The organism is Verminephrobacter aporrectodeae subsp. tuberculatae (assembly GCF_026127385.1).
Taxonomy (GTDB): Bacteria; Pseudomonadota; Gammaproteobacteria; order Burkholderiales; family Burkholderiaceae_C; genus Acidovorax; species Acidovorax aporrectodeae.
The window spans coordinates 108,174-128,076 of record NZ_QZCX01000002.1; the positions used below are offsets into that span (position 1 = coordinate 108,174).

At 64.8% G+C, this 19,903-nt stretch carries 7 protein-coding genes; all 7 read right to left on the reverse strand.

Going from position 1 to position 19,903, the window contains the following annotated elements; genetic code table 11:
- Positions 1-271 precede the first annotated feature (271 nt).
- Complete coding sequence (locus D5041_RS08605; RefSeq protein ID WP_265284430.1) at positions 272-730, reverse strand: choice-of-anchor U domain-containing protein; 459 nt, start codon at positions 728-730, stop codon at positions 272-274.
- The gene (locus D5041_RS08610; protein ID WP_265284431.1) at positions 711-7,658 is read right to left on the reverse strand and encodes an Ig-like domain-containing protein; all 6,948 of its coding nucleotides are present in this window, start codon (positions 7,656-7,658) and stop codon (positions 711-713) included. The genes D5041_RS08605 and D5041_RS08610 overlap by 20 nt, the downstream gene beginning before the upstream one ends.
- 856 nt (positions 7,659-8,514) lie before the next feature.
- A complete protein-coding gene (locus tag D5041_RS08615; protein WP_265284432.1) occupies positions 8,515-9,042 on the reverse strand; it encodes a choice-of-anchor U domain-containing protein in 528 nt (175 codons plus the stop codon).
- Positions 9,043-9,370: 328 nt separating this feature from the next.
- Positions 9,371-9,793: a SwmB domain-containing protein gene (locus tag D5041_RS08620; RefSeq protein ID WP_265284433.1), complete on the reverse strand. Its 423-nt coding sequence runs from the start codon at positions 9,791-9,793 to the stop codon at positions 9,371-9,373.
- Positions 9,794-10,837: 1,044 nt separating this feature from the next.
- Positions 10,838-11,071 carry a hypothetical protein gene (locus D5041_RS08625; RefSeq protein WP_265284434.1) on the reverse strand — a complete coding sequence of 78 codons (234 nt, stop codon included), beginning with the start codon at positions 11,069-11,071 and terminating at the stop codon, positions 10,838-10,840.
- Between the two features lie 1,399 nt (positions 11,072-12,470).
- Positions 12,471-12,683 carry an Ig-like domain-containing protein gene (locus D5041_RS08630; RefSeq protein ID WP_265284435.1) on the reverse strand — a complete coding sequence of 71 codons (213 nt, stop codon included), beginning with the start codon at positions 12,681-12,683 and terminating at the stop codon, positions 12,471-12,473.
- The gene (locus tag D5041_RS08635; RefSeq protein WP_265284436.1) at positions 12,676-19,902 is read right to left on the reverse strand and encodes an Ig-like domain-containing protein; all 7,227 of its coding nucleotides are present in this window, start codon (positions 19,900-19,902) and stop codon (positions 12,676-12,678) included. Before D5041_RS08635 ends, D5041_RS08630 begins: the two co-directional genes overlap by 8 nt.
- Between the last annotated feature and the right edge of the window lies 1 nt (position 19,903).

Below are 19,903 nucleotides of genomic sequence, written 5' to 3' on the forward strand. Positions count from 1 at the left end.
GGGGGTGATGTACGGATACGTATTTGGCGTGCTCACTGCGTGGAATTGACTCCACAGGACACCCGCCTAACAAAATGGCGCATATTTAAACACGGTCCGACGATGCATCTGTTGCCCCGGTGCCCTTCGCGCTCGGCCGCCTCGCGTAGGCGACCATGTGCCCACACCATGCCGGCGAATGCGGCGCCAACCCGGGAGCCCCTTCGGGTTCAAGCCGTCCGCCGGGGCGGACAGGCTTGGGCCGCCGCTGTCCAGGCCCCGCGCGGCACCGTCAGAACCAGAGGCCGCCCGCCGCGTCCGGCGCCTGCCCCATGAGGGACAAGGCCATCTGCGCTGCGGCGCCGGGCGCGGTGATGCTGCCGTTGGCCTGGCCGTCGGCGTCGAACGCTCCGCCGTCGGTGATCGTGAAGTCCAGCCGCAGCCGCCCGCCTTCGTCCACCATCTTGCCGCCGTAAGGGCTGCTCGCCAGGTTCACCCAGGTGCCGCTGTGGTCTTGCAGCCAGTAGCCGTTGGCGCCGATCTTCGGGTCCACGTACAGGCTGAAGGTCTCGGTGCTGCCGGCGGTCTCCAGCGTGGCCTTGAAGCTCGTCAGCGCGATGGGCGTCTCCAGCGCCTTGGGTGTCTGGGCGGGCGCTGCCTTTTGCTCCAGGCTGGTGATGCGGGTGTGGCTGCCGGAGGCGACCTTGCCGCCCTGGCTGACCCCAAGGTCCTCAGAACCAGAACCCACCATGCGCCAGATCCGTCGCCTGCCCCACGATGGACAGCGGCATCTGCGCCGCGGCGCCGGGCGCGGTGATGACGCCGTTGGCCTTGCCGTCGGCGTCGAACTGCCCGCCATCGCTGATCTCAAAGTCCAGCCGCAGCTGCCCGCCTTCCAGCGCCATCTTGCCGCCGTAAGGGCTGCTCGCCAAGTTGACCCAGGTGCCGGTGCTGTCCCGCAGCCAGTAGCCGTTGACGCCCAGCGCCGGGTCCACGTACAGGCTGAATTTTTCGCTGCTGTGGCCCGTGGCCTGCGCTGCCTCGAAGCGGAGCAGACCGAGGGGCATTTCCATTCCCTTGGGCAATTCGGCGGGTGCGTTCTTTTGCTCCAGGTGGGTGATGCGTGCGCTGCTGCCCGGGTTGGGCTTGCCGTCCAGGCTGTCGGCCACCAGGGTCACATGGGTGCTGGCTGCGCCTGCCGGCCTGCTTTCTCCGGTGGGGCTGCGCACGAGGCTGACCGAACTCACTGCTGCCTGCATGCTGTCCTTGACGCCGTCTCCGTTGCCGTCGCCGGCGATCGGGGCAGCGCCAGCGGGGCCGGGGATGCCGGGGGCCAGGTCTTCGACGCTGCTCGGAACGCCGTCGCTGTCGCCGTCCGTGTCCTTGTCGTCCTTGATGTCCTTGTCCGTCGTGTCCTTGTCCGCCGGAGCCGGACTCTGTGCCTTGTCCGCCGGGGCCGGACTCTGTGGCGCGGGGGTGCGGTTGTTCACCGGCATGGCCGGGAAACTGGCCGCGTCGTTGCCGGCCGCGTCCTGTATGGCGTTGGCATCGTCGCCGGTCGTGGGGTCGTTGTAGGCGACGGTCACCGCTTGGTCCCTGGAGACAGCGGTGGCCAGCGTCAGGCTGACGGTCTTGTCCTGCGCGTTCACCGTGATGGCGGTGACGGCAGTGAGCACGTTATCGACGCGCACCTCAAGGGCCGTGGTGGGCGGGATATGGGTCGCGTCCAGGCGGTTGGCTTCGGTGTACGTGAGCACCAACTGGTTGTCGCTGACCGTGGCGGTTTTGATCACCGGGGGCGTCGTGTCCGGCCGGGTGTCCACGGTGTAGTTGGCGCTGGTGGCGATGCTGACACCGGCGTTGCCCGCGTCGTCGGTCAGGCCGGTGAGATGGACGCTGATGGTGTTGGTCGTGTCGTTGACGTTGGCCGTGGGGGTGAATGTCGCTGTCCAGACCGTGCGGTCGGCGTTGGGGGTGAGCGTGCTGAGCGTGCCGTTGGCATCGGTGAGCACGATGTCATCGTTTGCGAAGCCAGTGACGGGCTCGTTGAAGCGGATGGTCACGGCGGTGGTTTCGCCCACGGTAAGCGCGCTATCGGCCAGCGTGACGGTGGCCGTGGGTCCGGTGGTGTCTGCGGGCCGGGTGTCCACGGTGTAGTTGGCGCTGGTGGCGGTGCTGACACCGGCATTGCCTGCGGTGTCGGTCAGGCCGGCCAAGTTGACGCTGATGGTGTTGGTCGTGTCGTTGACGTTGGCCGTGGGTGTGAAGGTCGCTGTCCAGGTTTTGCCGTCGGCATTGGCCGTGAGCGTGCCCAGCGTGCCGTTGGCGTCGGTGAGCACGATGTCGCTGGCGTCAAAGTTGGTGACGGGTTCGTTGAAGCGGATGGTGACGGTGGTCGTTTCGCCCACGGTAAGCGCGCTATCGGCCAGGGTGATGGTGGCCGTGGGTCCGGTGGTGTCTGCGGGCCGGGTGTCCACGGTGTAGTTGGCGCTGCTGGCGTTGCCGACACCGGCGTTGCCTGCGTCATCGGTCACGCCGGTGAGGTTGACGCTGATGGTATTGGTCGTGTCGTTGACGTTGGCCGTGGGGGTGAAGGTGGCTGTCCAGACCGTGCGGTCGGCGGTGGGGGTGAGCGTACCCAGCGTGCCGTTGGCGTTGGTGAGGACGACGTCGCTGGCGTCAAAGCCGGTGACGGGTTCGCTGAAGCGGATGGTCACGGTGGTGGTCTCGCCCACGGTGAGCGCGCTGTCGGCCAGGATGATGGTGGCCGTGGGGCCGGTGGTGTCTGCGGGCCGGGTGGCCACGGTGTAGTTGGCGCTGCTGGCGGTGCCGACACCGGCGTTGCCTGCGTCATCGGTCACCCCGGTGAGGTTGACGCTGATGGTATTGGCCGCGTCGTTGACGTTGGCCGTGGGGGTGAAGGTGGCTGTCCAGACTGTGCGGTCGGCGTTAGGGGTGAGCGTGCCCAGCGTGCCGTTGGCGTCGATGAGCACGATGTCGCTGGCGTCAAAGTTGGTGACGGGTTCGTTGAAGCGGAAGGTGACGGCGGTCGTTTCGCCCACGGTAAGCGCGCTATCGGCCAGCGTGATGGTTGCCGTGGGACCGGTGGTGTCTGCGGGCCGGGTGTTCACGGTGTAGTTGGCGCTGCTGGCAGTGCTGACACCGGCGTTGCCTGCGTCATCGGTTACCCCGGTGAGGTTGACGCTGATGGTATTGGTCGGGTCGCTGACGTTGGCTGTGGGTGTGAAGATGGCTGTCCAGACCGTGCGGTCGGCATTGGCCGTGAGCGCGCCCAGCGTGCCGTTGGCGTTGGTGAGGACGATGTCGCTGGCGTCAAAGTTGGTGACGGGTTCGTTGAAGCGGAAGGTGACGGCGGTCGTTTCGCCCACGGTAAGCGCGCTATCGGCCAGCGTGATGGTTGCCGTGGGACCGGTGGTGTCTGCGGGCCGGGTGTCCACGGTGTAGTTGGCGCTGCTGGCGTTGCCGACACCGGCGTTGCCTGCGTCATCGGTCACGCCGGTGAGGTTGACGCTGATGGTATTGGTCGTGTCGTTGACGTTGGCCGTGGGGGTGAAGGTGGCTGTCCAGACCGTGCGGTCGGCGGTGGGGGTGAGCGTACCCAGCGTGCCGTTGGCGTTGGTGAGGACGACGTCGCTGGCGTCAAAGCCGGTGACGGGTTCGCTGAAGCGGATGGTCACGGTGGTGGTCTCGCCCACGGTGAGCGCGCTGTCGGCCAGGATGATGGTGGCCGTGGGGCCGGTGGTGTCTGCGGGCCGGGTGGCCACGGTGTAGTTGGCGCTGCTGGCGGTGCCGACACCGGCGTTGCCTGCGTCATCGGTCACCCCGGTGAGGTTGACGCTGATGGTATTGGCCGCGTCGTTGACGTTGGCCGTGGGGGTGAAGGTGGCTGTCCAGACTGTGCGGTCGGCGTTAGGGGTGAGCGTGCCCAGCGTGCCGTTGGCGTCGATGAGCACGATGTCGCTGGCGTCAAAGTTGGTGACGGGTTCGTTGAAGCGGAAGGTGACGGCGGTCGTTTCGCCCACGGTAAGCGCGCTATCGGCCAGCGTGATGGTTGCCGTGGGACCGGTGGTGTCTGCGGGCCGGGTGTTCACGGTGTAGTTGGCGCTGCTGGCAGTGCTGACACCGGCGTTGCCTGCGTCATCGGTTACCCCGGTGAGGTTGACGCTGATGGTGTTGGTTGTGTCGTTGACGTTGGCCGTGGGGGTGAAGATGGCTGTCCAGACTGTGCGGTTGGCGTTGGGGGTGAGCGTGCTCAGTGTGCCGTTGGCGTTGGTGAGGACGATGTCGTTGGCGTCAAAGTTGGTGACGGGTTCGTTGAAGTTGATGGTGACAGTCGTTGTTTCACCCACGGTGAGTGCGCTATCGGCCAGCGTGATGGTTGCCGTGGGACCGGTGGTGTCTGCGGGCCGGGTGTTCACGGTGTAGTTGGCGCTGCTGGCAGTGCTGACACCGGCGTTGCCTGCGTCATCGGTTACCCCGGTGAGGTTGACGCTGATGGTGTTGGTTGTGTCGTTGACGTTGGCCGTGGGGGTGAAGATGGCTGTCCAGACTGTGCGGTTGGCGTTGGGGGTGAGCGTGCTCAGTGTGCCGTTGGCGTTGGTGAGGACGATGTCGTTGGCGTCAAAGTTGGTGACGGGTTCGTTGAAGTTGATGGTGACAGTCGTTGTTTCACCCACGGTGAGTGCGCTATCGGCCAGCGTGATGGTTGCCGTGGGACCGGTGGTGTCTGCGGGCCGGGTGTTCACGGTGTAGTTGGCGCTGCTGGCAGTGCTGACACCGGCGTTGCCTGCGTCATCGGTTACCCCGGTGAGGTTGACGCTGATGGTGTTGGTTGTGTCGTTGACGTTGGCCGTGGGGGTGAAGATGGCTGTCCAGACTGTGCGGTTGGCGTTGGGGGTGAGCGTGCTCAGTGTGCCGTTGGCGTTGGTGAGGACGATGTCGTTGGCGTCAAAGTTGGTGACGGGTTCGTTGAAGTTGATGGTGACAGTCGTTGTTTCACCCACGGTGAGTGCGCTATCGGCCAGCGTGATGGTTGCCGTGGGACCGGTGGTGTCTGCGGGCCGGGTGTCCACGGTGTAGTTGGCGCTGCTGGCGGTGCCGACGCCGGCGTTGCGAGCGTCGTCGGTCAGGCCGGTGAGGTTGACGCTGATGGTATTCGTCGTGTCGCTGACGTTGGCCGTGGGGGTGAATGTCGCTGTCCAGACCGTGCGATCGGCGTTGGGGGTGAGTGGGCTGAGCGTGCCGTTGGCGTTGGTGAGCACGACGTCGTCGTTTGCGAAGCCGTTGACGGGCTCGTTAAAGCGGAAGGTGACGGTGGTCGTTTCACCCACGGTCAGCGCGCTATCGGCCAGCGCGATGGTGGCCGTGGGTCCTGTTGTGTCTGCGGGCCGGGTGTTTACGGTGTAGTTGTCGCTGCTGGCGGTGCCGACACCGGCATTGCGAGCGTCGTCGGTCACGCCGGTGAGGTTGACGCTAATGGTGTTGGTCGTGTCGTTGACGTTGGCCGTGGGGGTGAAGGTGGCTGTCCAGACCGTGCGGTCGGCGTTGGGGGTGAGGGGGCCCAGCGTGCCGTTGGCGTTGGTGAGCACGACGTCGTCGTTTGCGAAGCCGGTGACGGGCTCGCTGAAGCGGAAGGTGACGGTGGTCGTTTCACCCACGGTCAGCGCGCTATCGGCCAGCGTGATGGTGGCCGTGGGACCGGTGGTGTCTGCGGACCGGGTGTCCACGGTGTAGTTGGCGCTGCTGGCGGTGCTGACACCGGCGTTGCCTGCGGTGTCGGTCACGCCCGCGAGGTTGACGCTGATGGTGTTGGCCGCGTCGTTGACGTTGGCTGTGGGCGTGAAGGTGGCGGTCCAGGTTTTGCCGTCGGCATTGGCCGTGAGCGTGCCCAGCGTGCCGTTGGCGTCGGTGAGCAAGATGTCATCGATCGTGAAGCCGGTGACGGGCTCACTAAAGGCGAAGGTGACGGTGGTTGTTTCGCCAACGGTGAGCGCGTTGTCAGCCAGGGTGATCGTGGCGGTGGGGCGAACGAGGTCAAAGTCGAAGGGAGCGTCAGAGAAATACACCAACACGCGCTGACCCTCGTTGCCCGCGACATCGGTGATGCCGCGCAGGTTAAGGAGGATGGCATGGCCGGTCGATGAATCGCCGGAAGTCGGGGCAGTGAGCGTGAATTTCCAGGTGATGTCGTCGGTGCTGCGCAGGTTGGACAGTGTGCCGATATTGGTGCTGGCATTGCGCATGAAGCCCAGGTCACGCAGGGTGAAGTTGTCCCGATTAAGCGCTTCGGAGAAGGTGAGGGTGACGGTGGTTGATTCGCCGGAGCAGAGTTTGGTGTCAGCGATGGCGATGGTGATGTCGGTCGGTGTGATCTGCTTGGTATCGATGGAGTAGCTGGTGCTGGTGGCGAGGCCGGCACCGGCGGTGTTTGCGGCGTTGGTCACGCCAGCCAAGTTCACGCCGATGGTGTTGCTGCTGTCCTCAATGTTGGCCGTGGGCGTGAAGGTGGCGGTCCAGGTTTTGCCATTGTCATGGGTCGTGAGGTCGCCCAATGTGCCGTTGGCATCGGTGAGCACGATGTCCTCGCGCGTGAAGCCGGTGACGGTCTCGTTGAAGACGATGGTGACGGTCGTTGTTTCGCCGGCGATGAGGCTGGTGTCGGCCAGCGTGATGGTGGCGGTTGGGCCTGCGGTGTTCGCTGGCCGGGTATCCACGGTGTAGTTGGCGCTGGTGGCGGTGGCGGTACCGATGTTGCCAGCGATGTCGGTGACACCGATGAGGTTCACGCGGATGGTGTTCGCCCCGGCGTAGACGTTGGCCGTGGGCGTCAAGGTGGCCGTCCAGGTTCTGCCGTTGTCCTGGGTCGTGAGGTCACCCAATGTGCCGTTTGCGAGCGCGATGTCATCGCGCGTGAAACTGGTGACGGGCTCGCTGAAGGCGAAGGTGACGGTGGTGGTTTCGCCGACGGTGAGCGCGCTGTCGGCCAAGGTGATCGTGGCGGTGGGTCGAACGAGGTCAATGTCGTAGCGGATGTCAACGAAAGACGTCACTCCGCCCCAACCACTGTTGCCTGCGACATCGGTCACGGTACTCAAATGCACGCGGAGGTAATTGCCGGTCGATGAGGCGCCGGAAGTCGGGGCCGTCAGCGTGAACTGCCAAGTAATGCCGTTGGTGGTACGCAGGTCGGACAATGTGCCGGGATTGGCGGAGGCATTGGAGCTAATGTGCGCCAGAGTGAAACTGTCCCGATTGAGCGCTTCGGAGAAGGTGATGGTGACGGTGGTTGATTCGCCGGCGCAGAGCTTGGTGTCATCGATGGTGATGTCGGTCGGAGTGGGCCGCTTGGTATCAATGGAGTAGTTGGCGCTGCTGGCGGAGCCGGTACCGACGTTGCCTGCGGCGTCGCGTACACCGGCCAAGTTGACGCCGATGGTGTTGCTGCTGTCCTCAATGTTGACCGTGGGCGTGAAGGTGGCGGTCCAGGTTTTGCCGTCTGCATTGGCCGTGAGCGTGCCCAGCGTGCCGTTGGCATCGGTGAGCACGATGTCCTCGCGTGTGAAGTTGGTGACGGCCTCGCTGAAGGCAAAGGTGACGGTGGTGGTTTCGTCTGCCTTGATGCGGGTGTTGGCCAGGGTGATGTTCAAATCGATGCTCATGGTGCTTGTCGTGGTGGGTGGGGGTTGGATGGGGTCTGGGCGCACTCCCTCTGCGGGCATGGCCGGTGATGGGCGTTACTTCATGGGGACTGGTTTCGTCCGGTCGCGATGGGCGGGCGTCCCCGCTTCCAAGGTGCGCAGAAAAAGGCAGCGCAACCGGGTCCGTGGGTTGCATGTGCAAGCCCGGAGAAAAGCCGGTGCTTTGCTTTGTGGGAATTGGTGCGGGCAGGCCGCGATGGGCGGGGGGCTCCCGCTTCAAGGTGCGCAGAAGAAGGTAGCGCAATCTGGTCCGTGGACTGCATGCGCAGACGCAGACTCGGAGAAAGGCCGGTAATTGGCCTTGCTATGTGGAGATTGGTGGCGGCAAGCCGCCATGGGCGGGGGCTTCCCGTTTCAAAGCGCGCAGAAAAAGGCAGCGCAACCCGGACCGGGGGCCGCATCATGCGCGGCCCCGGAGCAGAGCCGGTGGTTAGCCTTGCTTTATGGGGATTAGGTGCGGGCAGTCCGCCATGGTGGGCCCCCCCCCCCCCCCCCCCGATATCAGGCAGGGGGGCGGCCGCGGCGTACGGCGGCCACTTCAGGAGGGCGGCTCTCAGCATATGCAAACCCCGCCTTCCGCTTGGTTGGCAGGCGTGTGCAAGGGCAGGCAGGTTCCGCATGCCGCGTATCATAACGTGACAAACGGTGAGCTTTATGCCGATCGGGCAACCGAACCCGGCTTTATGGCGAAGGTCTTCAATGAGCGGGCGGCTACGGAATCATCGAGCACCCGCTGGCGCGAGTCCGGCAAGCGGGGCTCGATATCAAGGGGTGGGTCTCAACCCGGGACTGCCGGGCAGGCTGGTCCCCAAGGTCCTCAGAACCAGTAGCTGCCATGCGCCAGATCCGTCGCCTGCCCCACGATGGACAGCGGCATCTGCGCCGCGGCGCCGGGCGCGGTGATGACGCCGTTGGCCTTGCCGTCGGCGTCGAACTGCCCGCCATCGCTGATCTCAAAGTCCAGCCGCAGCTGCCCGCCTTCCAGCGCCATCTTGCCGCCGTAAGGGCTGCTCGCCAAGTTGACCCAGGTGCCGGTGCTGTCCCGCAGCCAGTAGCCGTTGACGCCCAGCGCCGGGTCCACGTACAGGCTGAATTTTTCGCTGCTGTGGCCCGTGGCCTGCGCTGCCTCGAAGCGGAGCAGACCGAGGGGCATTTCCATTCCCTTGGGCAATTCGGCGGGTGCGTTCTTTTGCTCCAGGTGGGTGATGCGTGCGCTGCTGCCCGGGTTGGGCTTGCCGTCCAGGCTGTCGGCCACCAGGGTCACATGGGTGCTGGCTGCGCCTGCCGGCCTGCTTTCTCCGGTGGGGCTGCGCACGAGGCTGACCGAACTCACTGCTGCCTGCATGCTGTCCTTGACGCCGTCGTCTCGTTGCCGTCGCCGGCGATCGGGGCAGCGCCAGCGGGCCGGGGATGCCGGGGGCCAGGTCTTCGACGCTGCTCGGAACGCCGTCGCTGTCGCCGTCCGTGTCCTTGTCGTCCTTGATGTCCTTGTCCGTCGTGTCCTTGTCCGCGGAGCCGGACTCTGTGCCTTGTCCGCCGGGGCCGGACTCTGTGATGGCGCGGGGTGCGGTTGTTCACCGGCATGGCCGGGAAACTGGCCGCGTCGTTGCCGTGTGCCGCGTCCTGTATGGCGTTGGCATCGTCGCCGGTCGTGGGGTCGTTGTAGGCGACGGTCACCGCTTGGTCCCTGGAGACAGCGCGGTGGCCAGCGTCAGGCTGACGGTCTTGTCCTGCGCGTTCACCGTGATGGCGGTGACGGCAGTGAGCACGTTATCGACGCGCACCTCAAGGGCCGTGGTGGGCGGGATATGGGTCGCGGCCAGGCGGTGGCTTCGGTGTACGTGAGGCACCAACTGGTTGTCGCTGACCGTGGCGGTTTTGATCACCGGGGGCGTCGTGTCCGGCCGGGTGTCCACGGTGTAGTTGGCGCTGGTGGCGATGCTGACACCGGCGTTGCCCGCGTCGTCGGTCAGGCCGGTGAGATGACGCTGATGGTGTTCTTGGTCGTGTCGTTGACGTTGGCCGTGGGGGTGAATGTCGCTGTCCAGACGTGCGGTCGGCGTTGGCCGTGAGCGTGCTGAGCGTGCCGTTGGCATCGGTGAGCACGATGTCATCGTTTGCGAAGCCAGTGACGGGCTCTTGAAGCGGATGGTGACGGCTGGTGGTTTCGCCCACGGTAAGCGCGCTAGTCGGCCAGCGTGATGGTTTGCCGTGGGTGTTCACGGTGGTGTCTGTCGATACCGGGCCGGGTGTTTGTCGTGGTATGGTGTTGGTCGCTCGGTGGCGTTGTCGCACCGGCGTTGCCTGCGATGGTCGGTGCAGGGGCGTCAAGTTGACGCTGATGGCGTGTTCGTCGGGTCGCGTGTCGTTGACGGCCAAGGTGCGTTGTGAGGTCGCTGCAACCGGTCGTGCGGTCGGTGCAAGCCCGGCCAGCGTGAGCGGTTGGCCGGTGAGGTCCGCGTGCCGTTTGCTCCTCGCGTCAGCCAGTCTCGCGTAAGAGGTGAAGGTGACGGGGTGGTCTCGCCGAGCGGTAAGACGCGGTCTCGGGCACGGTGGCGGTGTATGTGGCTGTTCTGGCGGCAAGCCGTCGGTGTTGGGCTCAGTGCTGACTATGCAGCCCTGTCGTTACCCGCAACCGGCTTGCTGATGCCCGCTGCGACGTTGGCGAGGTGCGGCGTTGATCCGGCCGTGCGGTCGCCGCGTGCGTATGTCGGTCGACGCCGGTGTCGACTGGGGAAGTTTCTACAGTGTTTCACCACGGCGACTACCCCGCTGGATCGTTCGAGTCGTAGTCGGTGCTGCAGGTGCCTGCGTCACGGATCGGGAGGTGTTGCCGTCTGCGTTGTCCCAGTCGTGACGTGCCAAGAGGAAATCGCGTCTGTCACCGATTGACAGCGGTCATTGGCCGTCGAGGTTGACGCTGATTGGTCCGACTGAGGGGCCGACAGAAACCTCGCTGTGACCGGGTGTCGCGTTGGCTGTGAGCGTGAGCACGTGCAGACCGTTGCTGTCGGTTGACGCGCGATCTGTCGCGTCGGTGGAGTCAAGTCGTGGGTGACTGGTGACGGTTGAATTGGGGACAGTCGTTGTTTACCCTGAGGTGCGCTATCGGCCAACGTGATAGCTGCGGCATTCGCCAGTCACACGTCGCCTGTGTTCACGCGCGCTGGGCATCTGACACCGCTCGCCGGGGCGCCGTAGATGACGCTGTTGGTATTGGTCGGGTCGTCGAACGTGCCCGCCATGTCGCTTTGATTCAAAGGTGGCCGCAGCTGGCCCGTGCCGTCAGCGCCGTTGCGCCCGGCTGCGTCCAGGGACCAGTTCGTGCCGGTGCGCGGTCCCGTGAGGAAGCCGTTCGCAGCGCGTGGGTCCACGTGCGGGCGGCGTGTTCAGGTGAGCGGCGCGTTGCGTTCGCTTGCTGTGTCATCGGTGGCCGGTGAGCTTCGACGCGATGCGAGCAGATCCGAGTGAAGTCGGCTTCCAGACCGTGCAATGGCGGCGTTGCGTTCACGGTGCGTGCCGTTGGCATCGGGCGCTTCATCCGCGCGCTGCGGCACGGTTGGCTAAGTGAAGGTGACGTCCGTGCGCTCTGACGGGCAGTGCAGGGTTCACGTGCGGTGCTGCGTGCGCCTGCTATTCGCTGTGCTTTCCGGCCCGGTGGCCCGCGATACTCGACCGCTGATGCCGAGCCATTGCTGCGTGCATACCGGGTTGGGCAGGATTGCCGTCTCCGTTGCCGTGCGCTACGGAGCCGGACTCTGTGGCAGCGGAAATCGCCGGGTTGTTCACCGGTGGAAGTGGCTCCCGATCGTGCGTCGGCCGCGAGGTGACGCCGGCGTGTTCGCCGGCCGTTGGCGTCAGCGATGGCGATGAGTTCCCAAGGGCCGCCGTATCGATGAGTAGTCTGCTGGCGGAGCCGTAACGGCGGTCTGCTGGCGTCGTCACACCAGCCCAGTTTCACGCCGGGTGTCCTGCTGTCTCGACGTGGCCGTGGGGTGAAGGTGGCGGTCCGCGTCGCGTTGGCCGGAGCTGCCCAGCGTGCCATTGCGCTCGTGAGGATCCGTCCTGGCCGTCAGCGGGACGGTGTGTAAGCGTGGTGGTCGCCCACAGCGCTGTCGGCCGGGTTGGCTGTCGGTGGGTGTCCTGTCACGGATTCACCGTGCTGCAGGTGACGCGTTGGTCCTGATCGGTTACGGTATTGACGCTCCGTCGTCGTTGACGTTGGCCGTGGGGTGAATGTCGCTGTCCAGCGTGCGGTCGGCGGTGGGTGAGCGTACCCAGCGTGCCGTTGGCGTCGGTGAGCATGTCCGCTGGCGTCAAAGTTGGTGACGGGCTCGTTGCGGCTATCCGGTGGTCTCTCGCCCCGGTGAGCGCGCTGATCATGGTGGCGTCGGTGGTGTGCCTGCGGCCGGGTGTCCACGGTGTAGTGGTGGCTGCAGTGCTGACACCGGCGTTGCCTGCGGTCCTCGGTCACGCCCGTGAGATGGACGCTGATGGTATTGGCGTGTGTCGTTGACGCCGGCGGGTCGCTGTCCAGACGTGCGTCGGCCACGTGAGCGTGCTGAGCGTGCCGTTGGCATTCCCACGGCACGATGTCTCTGGCGCAACAGTTGACGGAGTCGTGAAGCGGATGTGAAGGTGACGGTGGTGTTCGCCCACGGTAGTGTAGCTGTCGGCCAGGTGACGGGTGGCCGTGACCGGTGGTGTCTGATGGGCCGGGTGTTCACGATGTAGTTGCGCTGCTGGCGTGCTCGATACACGGCTTGCCTGCGTTCATCGGTCACGTCCGGTGAGGTTCACGCCGATGGTGTTGCTGCTGTCCTCGACGTTGGCCGTGGGGGTGAAGGTGGCGGTCCAGGTTTTGCCGTCGGCGTTGGCCGTGAGCGTGCCCAGCGTGCCGTTGGCGTCGGTGAGGACGATGTCGCTGGCGTCAAAGTTGGTGACGGGCTCGTTGAAGCGGATGGTGACGGTGGTCGTTTCACCCACGGTAAGCGCGCTGATCGGCCAGGGTGATGGTGGCCGTGGGACCGGTGGTGTCTGCTGACCGTGTGTCCACGGTGTAGTTGCTGCTGCTGGCGGTGCCGACACCGGCGTTGCCAGCGTCGTCGGTCACGCCGGTGAGGTTGACGCTGATGGTATTGGTCGGGTCGTTGACGTTGGCCGTGGGGGTGAATGTCGCTGTCCAGACCGTGCGGTCGGCGTTGGGGGTGAGCGTGCCCAGCGTGCCGTTGGCGTTGGTGAGGACGATGTCATCGTTTGCGAAGCCGGTGACGGGCTCGTTGAAGCGGATGGTGACAGTCGTTGTTTCACCCACGGTAAGCGCGATGTCGGCCAGGGTGATGGTGGCCGTGGGACCGGTGGTGTCTGCTGGCCGGGTATCCACGGTGTAGTTGCTGCTGCTGGTGTTGCCGACACCGGCGTTGCCTGCGTCATCGGTCAGGCCGGTGAGGTTGACGCTGATGGTATTGGTTGTGTCGTTGACGTTGGCCGTGGGGGTGAAGGTGGCTGTCCAGACCGTGCGGTTGGCGTTGGGGGTGAGCGTGCTGAGCGTGCCGTTGGCATCGGTGAGCACGATGTCCTCGCGCGTGAAGCCGGTGACGGGTTCGCTAAAGGTGAAGGTGACGGTGGTGGTCTCGCCGACGGTAAGCGCGCTGTCGGCCAGGGTGATCGTGGCGGTGGGGCGAACGAGGTCAAAGTCGAAGGGGGCATCATCGAAAACTATCAACCCCCTTACACCACCCGCATTGCCCGCGATATCGGTCATGGAATCTCCAGACATGCCGAGGTTATTGCCAGTCGATGAGGTACCGGAAGTTGGGGCAGTGAGCGTGAACTGCCAGGTAATGCCGTCGGTGGTGCGCAGGTTGGAGAATGTGCCGGGATTGGTGAGATTGGTGAGCAAGAGGAAATCGCGCGTAATACAAAGGTTATTCAGGGTGAAACTGTCCCGATTCAGTGCTTCGGAGAAGGTGAGGGTGACGGTGGTTGATTCGCCGGCGCAGAGTTTGGTGTCAGCGATGGTGATGGAGTTCACCAAGGGCCGCTTGGTATCGATGGAGTAGTTGGCGCTGCTGGCGGAGCCGGTACCGGCGGTGCCTGCGGCGTCGGTCACACCAGCCAGGTTCACGCCGATGGTGTTGCTGCTGTCCTCGACGTTGGCCGTGGGGGTGAAGGTGGCGGTCCAGGTTTTGCCGTCGGCATTGGCCGTGAGCGTGCCCAGCGTGCCATTGGCATCGGTGAGCACGACGTCGTCGTTGGTGAATCCGCGGACGGCCTCGCTGAAGGCAAAGGTGGCGGCGGTGGTTTCGCCCACGGTCAGGCTGGTGTCGGCCAGCGTGATGGTGACGGTGGGGTCTGCGGTGTTCGCTGACCGGGTGCTCACGGTGTAGTTGCTGCTGCTGGCGGTGCCGACACCGGCGTTGCCCGCGATATCGTTCACGCCCGTGAGGTTGACGCGGATGGTATTCGTCGTGTCGTTGACGTTGGCCGTGGGCGTGAAAGTCGCTGTCCAGGTTTTGCCGTCGGCGTTGGCCGTGAGCGGACCCAGCGTGCCGTTGGCGTCGGTGAGCACGATGTCATCGTGCGTGAAGCCGGTGACGGGTTCGCTAAAGGCGAAGGTGACGGTGGTGGTTTCGCCAACGGTGAGCGCGTTGTCGGCCAGGGTGATCGTGGCGGTGGGGCGAACGAGGTCAATGTCGTAGAGAACGTCACGGAAAGTCACTACCCCGGCCTGACCCCTGTTGCCCGCGGCATCGGTCACGGCCGTCGTAAGCACGCTGAGGTAATTGCCGGTCGATGAGGCGCCGGAAGTCGGGGCCGTCAGCGTGTACTGCCAAGTAATGCCGTCGGTGGTACGCAGGTCGGACAATGTGCCGGGATTGACGGGGACCTCGCGGGTAAAGCCAAGGCGCGCCAGAGTGAGACTGTCCCGATTGAGCGCTTCGGAGAAGGTGAGGGTGACGGTGGTTGATTCGCCGGCGCAGAGCTTGGGGTCCTCGATGGTGAGGTTGGTCGGAAAGGGCCGCTTGGTATCAATGGAGTAGTTGGCGCTGCTGGCGGAGCCGGTACCGGCGGTGCCTGCGGCGTTGGTCACGCCAGCCAGGTTTACGCCGATGGTGTTGCTGTTGTCCTCGACGTTGGCCGTGGGCGTGAAGGTGGCGATCCAGGTTTTTCCGTTGTCAGGGGTCGTGGGGTTGCTCAATGTGCCGTTGGCATCGGTGAGCACGATGTCCTCGCGCGTGAAGCCGGTGACGGTCTCGTTGAAGACGATGGTGACGGTCGTTGTTTCGCCGGCGATGAGGCTGGTGTCGGCCAGCGTGATGGTGGCCGTGAGCCGCTGTGTTTGGACGGTGTAGTTGCCACTGCTGGCGCTGCCCTGGCCGGCGTTGCCCGCGATATCGTTCACGCCTGTGAGGTTGACGCGGATGGTATTCGTCGCGTCGTTGACGTTGGCCGTGGGCGTGAAAGTCGCTGTCCAGGTTTTGCCGTCGGCGTTGGCCGTGAGCGGGCCCAGCGTGCCGTTGGCGTCGGTGAGCACGATGTCCTCGCGCGTGAAGCCGGTGACGGGTTCGCTAAAGGTGAAGGTGACGGTGGTGGTGGTGGTGGTTTCACCGACGGTAAGCGCGCTGTCGGCCAGCGTGATCGTGGCGGTGGGTCGAACGAGGTCAATGTCGTAGAGGACGTCATCGAAATACGTCACTGCGGACCGACCCCTGTTGCCTGCGACATCGGTCACGACACTCGTAAGCACGCTGAGGAAATTGCCGGTCGATGAGGCGCCGGAAGTCGGGGCAGTGAGCGTGTACTGCCAAGTAATGCCGTCGGTGGTACGCAGGTTGGACAATGTGCCGGGATTGGCGGTGACATTGCGGGTAAAGCCAAGCTGTTCCAGAGTGAGACTGTCCCGATTGAGCGCTTCGGAGAAGGTGAGGGTGACGGTGGTTGATTCGCCGGCGCAGAGCTTGGGGTCCTCGATGCTGAGGTTGGTCGGATAGGGGCGCTTGGTATCGATGGAGTAGTTGGCGCTGCTGGCGGAGCCGGTACCGGCGGTGCCTGCGGCGTTGCGCACACCGGCCAGGTTCACGCCGATGGTGTTGCTGGCGTCCTCGACGTCGGCTGTGGGCGTGAAGGGGGCGGTCCAGGTTTTGCCGTCTGCATTGGCCGTGAGCGGGCCCAGCGTGCCGTTGGCATCGGTGAGCACGATGTCATCGCGCGTGAAGTCGGTGACGGTCTCGCTGAAGGCAAAGGTGACGGCGGTGGTTTCGCCCACGATCAGGCTGGTGTCGGCCAGCGTGATGGTGGCGGTCGGGCCTGCGGTGTTCGCTGGCCGGGTGTCCACGGTGTAGTTGGCGCTGCTGGCGGTGGCGGTACCGGTGTTGCCAGCGACGTCGGTGACACCGGTGAGGTTCACGCGGATGGTATTCGCCCCGGCGTAGACGTTGGCCGTGGGGGTCAAGGTGGCCGTCCAGGTTCTGCCGTTGTCATGGGTCGTGGGGTCGCCCAATGTGCCGTTTGCGAGCACGACGTCATCGCGCGTGAAGCCGGTGACGGGTTCGCTAAAGGCGAAGGTGACGGTGGTGGTTTCGCCGACGGTGAGCGCGTTGTCGGTCAGGGTGATCGTGGCGGTGGGGCGAACGAGGTCAATGTCGTAGGGGACGTTATCGAAATACGTCGCTCCGGCCTGACCCGTGTTGCCTGCGACATCGGTCACGGCACTTGTAAGCACGCTGAGGAAATTGCCGGTCGATGATGCGCCGGTAGTCGGGGCAGTGAGCGTGTACTGCCAAGTAATGTCGTCGGTGGTACGCAGATTGGACACTGTGCCGGAACTGGCGGTGAGATCGGGGGTAAAGCCAAGAAGGCGCGCCAGAGTGAGACTGTTCCGATTGATCGCTTCGGAGAAGGTGAGGGTGACGGTGGTTGATTCGCCGGCGCAGAGCTTGGGGTCATCAATGGTGATGGAGGTCGGTGTTGGCCGCTTGGTATCAATGGAGTAGTTGGCGCTGCTGGCGGGGCCGGTACCGGCGGTGCCTGCGGCGTTGGTCACGCCAGCGAGGTTGACGCCGATGGTGTTGCTGCTGTCCTCGATGTTGTTCGTGGGCGTGAAGGTGGCGGTCCAGGTTTTGCCGTCTGCATTGGCCGTGAGCGGGCCCAGCGTGCCGTTGGCATCGGTGAGCACGACGTCGTCGTTGGTGAATCCGCGGACGGCCTCGCTGAAGGCAAAGGTGACGGTGGTGGTGTCGCCCACGGTCAGGCTGGTGTCGGCCAGCGTGATGGTGACGGTGGGGTCTGCGGTGTTCGCTGACCGGGTGCTCACGGTGTAGTTGCTGCTGCTGGCGGTGCCGACACCGGCGTTGCCCGCGATATCGTTCACGCCCGTGAGGTTGACGCGGATGGTATTCGTCGTGTCGTTGACGTTGGCCGTGGGCGTGAAAGTCGCTGTCCAGGTTTTGCCGTCGGCGGCCGTGAGCATGCCCAGCGTGCCGTTGGCATCGGTGAGCACGATGTCACCGATCGTGAAGCCGGTGACGGGTTCGCTAAAGGCAAAGGTGACGGTGGTGGTCTCGCCGATGGTGAGCGCGCTGTCGGCCAAGGTGATCGTGGCGGTGGGCCGAACGAGGTCAATGTCGAAGGTGGCATCATCGAAAACTATCATCGTGTAACGACCCGCATTGCCCGCGACATCGGTCATGTAACCTCCATGCGTGCTGATGTAATTGCCGGTTGATGAGGTACCGGAAGTCGGGGCAGTGAGCGTGAACTGCCAGGTAATGCCGTCGGTGGTGCGCAGGTCGGAGAATGTGCCGGGATTGGTGACCACGAGGAAATTGCGGCTAACAAGAAGGCTATCCAGGGTGAAACGGTCCTGATTCAGTGCTTCGGAGAAGGTGACGGTGACGGTGGTTGATTCGCCGGCGCAGAGCTTGGTGTCAGCGATGGTGATGTCGGTTGCAAAGGGCCGCTTGGTATCGATGGAGTAGCTGGCGCTGCTGGCGGAGCCGGTACCGGCGTTGCCTGCGGCGTTGGTCACGCCAGCCAAGTTGACGCTGATGGTGTTGCTGCTGTCCTCAATGTTGACCGTGGGCGTGAAGGTGGCGGTCCAGGTTTTGCCGTCGGCGTTGGGGGTGAGCGTGCCCAGCGTGCCGTTGGCATCGGTGAGCACGACGTCGTCGTTGGTGAATCCGCGGACGGTCTCGCTGAAGGTAAAGGTGACGGCGGTGGTTTCGCCCACGATCAGGCTGGTGTCGGCCAGCGTGATGGTGGCGGTCGGGCCTGCGGTGTTCGCTGGCCGGGTGTCCACGGTGTAGTTGGCGCTGCTGGCGGTGGCGGTACCGGTGTTGCCAGCGACGTCGGTGACACCGGTGAGGTTCACGCGGATGGTATTCGCCCCGGCGTAGACGTTGGCCGTGGGGGTCAAGGTGGCCGTCCAGGTTCTGCCGTTGTCATGGGTCGTGGGGTCGCCCAATGTGCCGTTTGCGAGCACGACGTCATCGCGTGTGAAGCCGGTGACGGGCTCGCTAAAGGCGAAGGTGACGGTGGTGGTTTCGCCCACGGTGAGCACGCTGTCGGCGAGGGTGATCGTGGCGGTGGGCCGCAGGGTGTCCACGGTGTAGTTGGCGCTGCTGGCGGTGCTGACACCGGCGTTGCCAGCGGTGTCGGTTACGCCCGCGAGGTTGACGCTGATGGTGTTGGTCGTGTCGTTGACGTTGGCCGTGGGCGTGAAGGTCGCTGTCCAGGTTTTGCCGTCGGCGTTGGCCGTGAGCGGACCCAGCGTGCCGTTGGCGTCGGTGAGCACGATGTCATCGTGCGTGAAGCCGGTGACGGGTTCGCTAAAGGCGAAGGTGACGGTGGTGGTTTCGCCAACGGTGAGCGCGTTGTCGGCCAGGGTGATCGTGGCGGTGGGGCGAACGAGGTCAATGTCGTAGAGAACGTCACGGAAAGTCACTACCCCGGCCTGACCCCTGTTGCCAGCGACATCGGTCATGAAAACCATATCCATGCGGAGGAAATTTCCGGTCGATGAGGCGCCGGAAGTCGGGGCCGTCAGCGTGTACTGCCAAGTAATGCCGTCGGTGGTACGCAGGTTGGACAATGTGCCGGGATTGGCGGTGAGATCGGGGGTAAGACCAAGGTGCGCCAGAGCGAGACTGTCCCGATTGAGCGCTTCGGAGAAGGTGAGGGTGACGGTGGTTGATTCGCCGGCGCAGAGTTTGGTGTCCGCGATGCTGAGGTTGGTCGGATAGGGGCGCTTGGTATCGATGGAGTAGTTGGCGCTGCTGGCGGAGCCGGTACCGGCGGTGCCTGCGGCGTTGCGCACACCGGCCAGGTTGACGCCGATGGTGTTGCTGGCGTCCTCAATGTCGTCCGTGGGCGTGAAGGTGGCGGTCCAGGTTTTGCCGTCGGCGTTGGCCGTGAGCGTGCCCAGCATGCCGTTGGCATTGGTGAGCACGATGTCCTCGCGCGTGAAGTCGGTGACGGTCTCGCTGAAGGCAAAGGTGACGGTGGTGGTTTCGCCCACGGTCAGGCTGGTGTCGGCCAGCGTGATGGTGGCGGTCGGGCCTGCGGTGTTCGCTGGCCGGGTGTCCACGGTGTAGTTGGCGCTGCTGGCGGTGGCGGTACCGGCGTTGCCAGCGACGTCGGTGACACCGGTGAGGTTCACGCGGATGGTATTCGCCTCGGCGTAGACGTTGGCCGTGGGCGTCAAGGTGGCCGTCCAGGTTCTGCCGTTGTCATGGGTCGTGGGGGCGCCCAATGTGCCGTTTGCGAGCACGACATCGCGCGTGAAGCCGGTGACGGGCTCGCTAAAGGCGAAGGTCACGGTGGTGGTTTCACCGACGGTGAGCGCGCTGTCGGCCAGGGTGATCGTGGCGGTGGGCCGCAGGGTGTCCACGGTGTAGTTGGCGCTGCTGGCGGTGCTGACACCGGCGTTGCCAGCGTCGTCGGTCACCCCGGTGAGGTTGACGCTGATGGTGTTGGTCGGGTCGTTGACGTTGACGTTGACGTTGGCCGTGGGCGTGAAGGTCGCTGTCCAGGTTTTGCCGTCGGCATTGGCCGTGAGCGGGCCCAGCGTGCCGTTGGCGTCGGTGAGCACGATGTCATCGCGCGTGAAGCCGGTGACGGGCTCGCTGAAGGCGAAGGTGACGGTGGTGGTTTCGCCTATCTTGAGGCGGGTGTTGGCCAGCGTGATGTTCAGATGGATGCTCATG

Coding starts and splice junctions, on each gene's coding strand:
- D5041_RS08610 (WP_265284431.1), bottom strand. CDS start 7,658: ATGAGCATCGATTTGAACATCACCCTGGCCAACACCCGCATCAAGGCA.
- D5041_RS08635 (WP_265284436.1), bottom strand. CDS start 19,902: ATGAGCATCCATCTGAACATCACGCTGGCCAACACCCGCCTCAAGATA.
- D5041_RS08615 (WP_265284432.1), bottom strand. CDS start 9,042: ATGCAGGCAGCAGTGAGTTCGGTCAGCCTCGTGCGCAGCCCCACCGGA.
- D5041_RS08620 (WP_265284433.1), bottom strand. CDS start 9,793: ATGCCAACGGCACGCTCAGCACGCTCACGGCCAACGCCGACCGCACGT.
- D5041_RS08605 (WP_265284430.1), bottom strand. CDS start 730: ATGGTGGGTTCTGGTTCTGAGGACCTTGGGGTCAGCCAGGGCGGCAAG.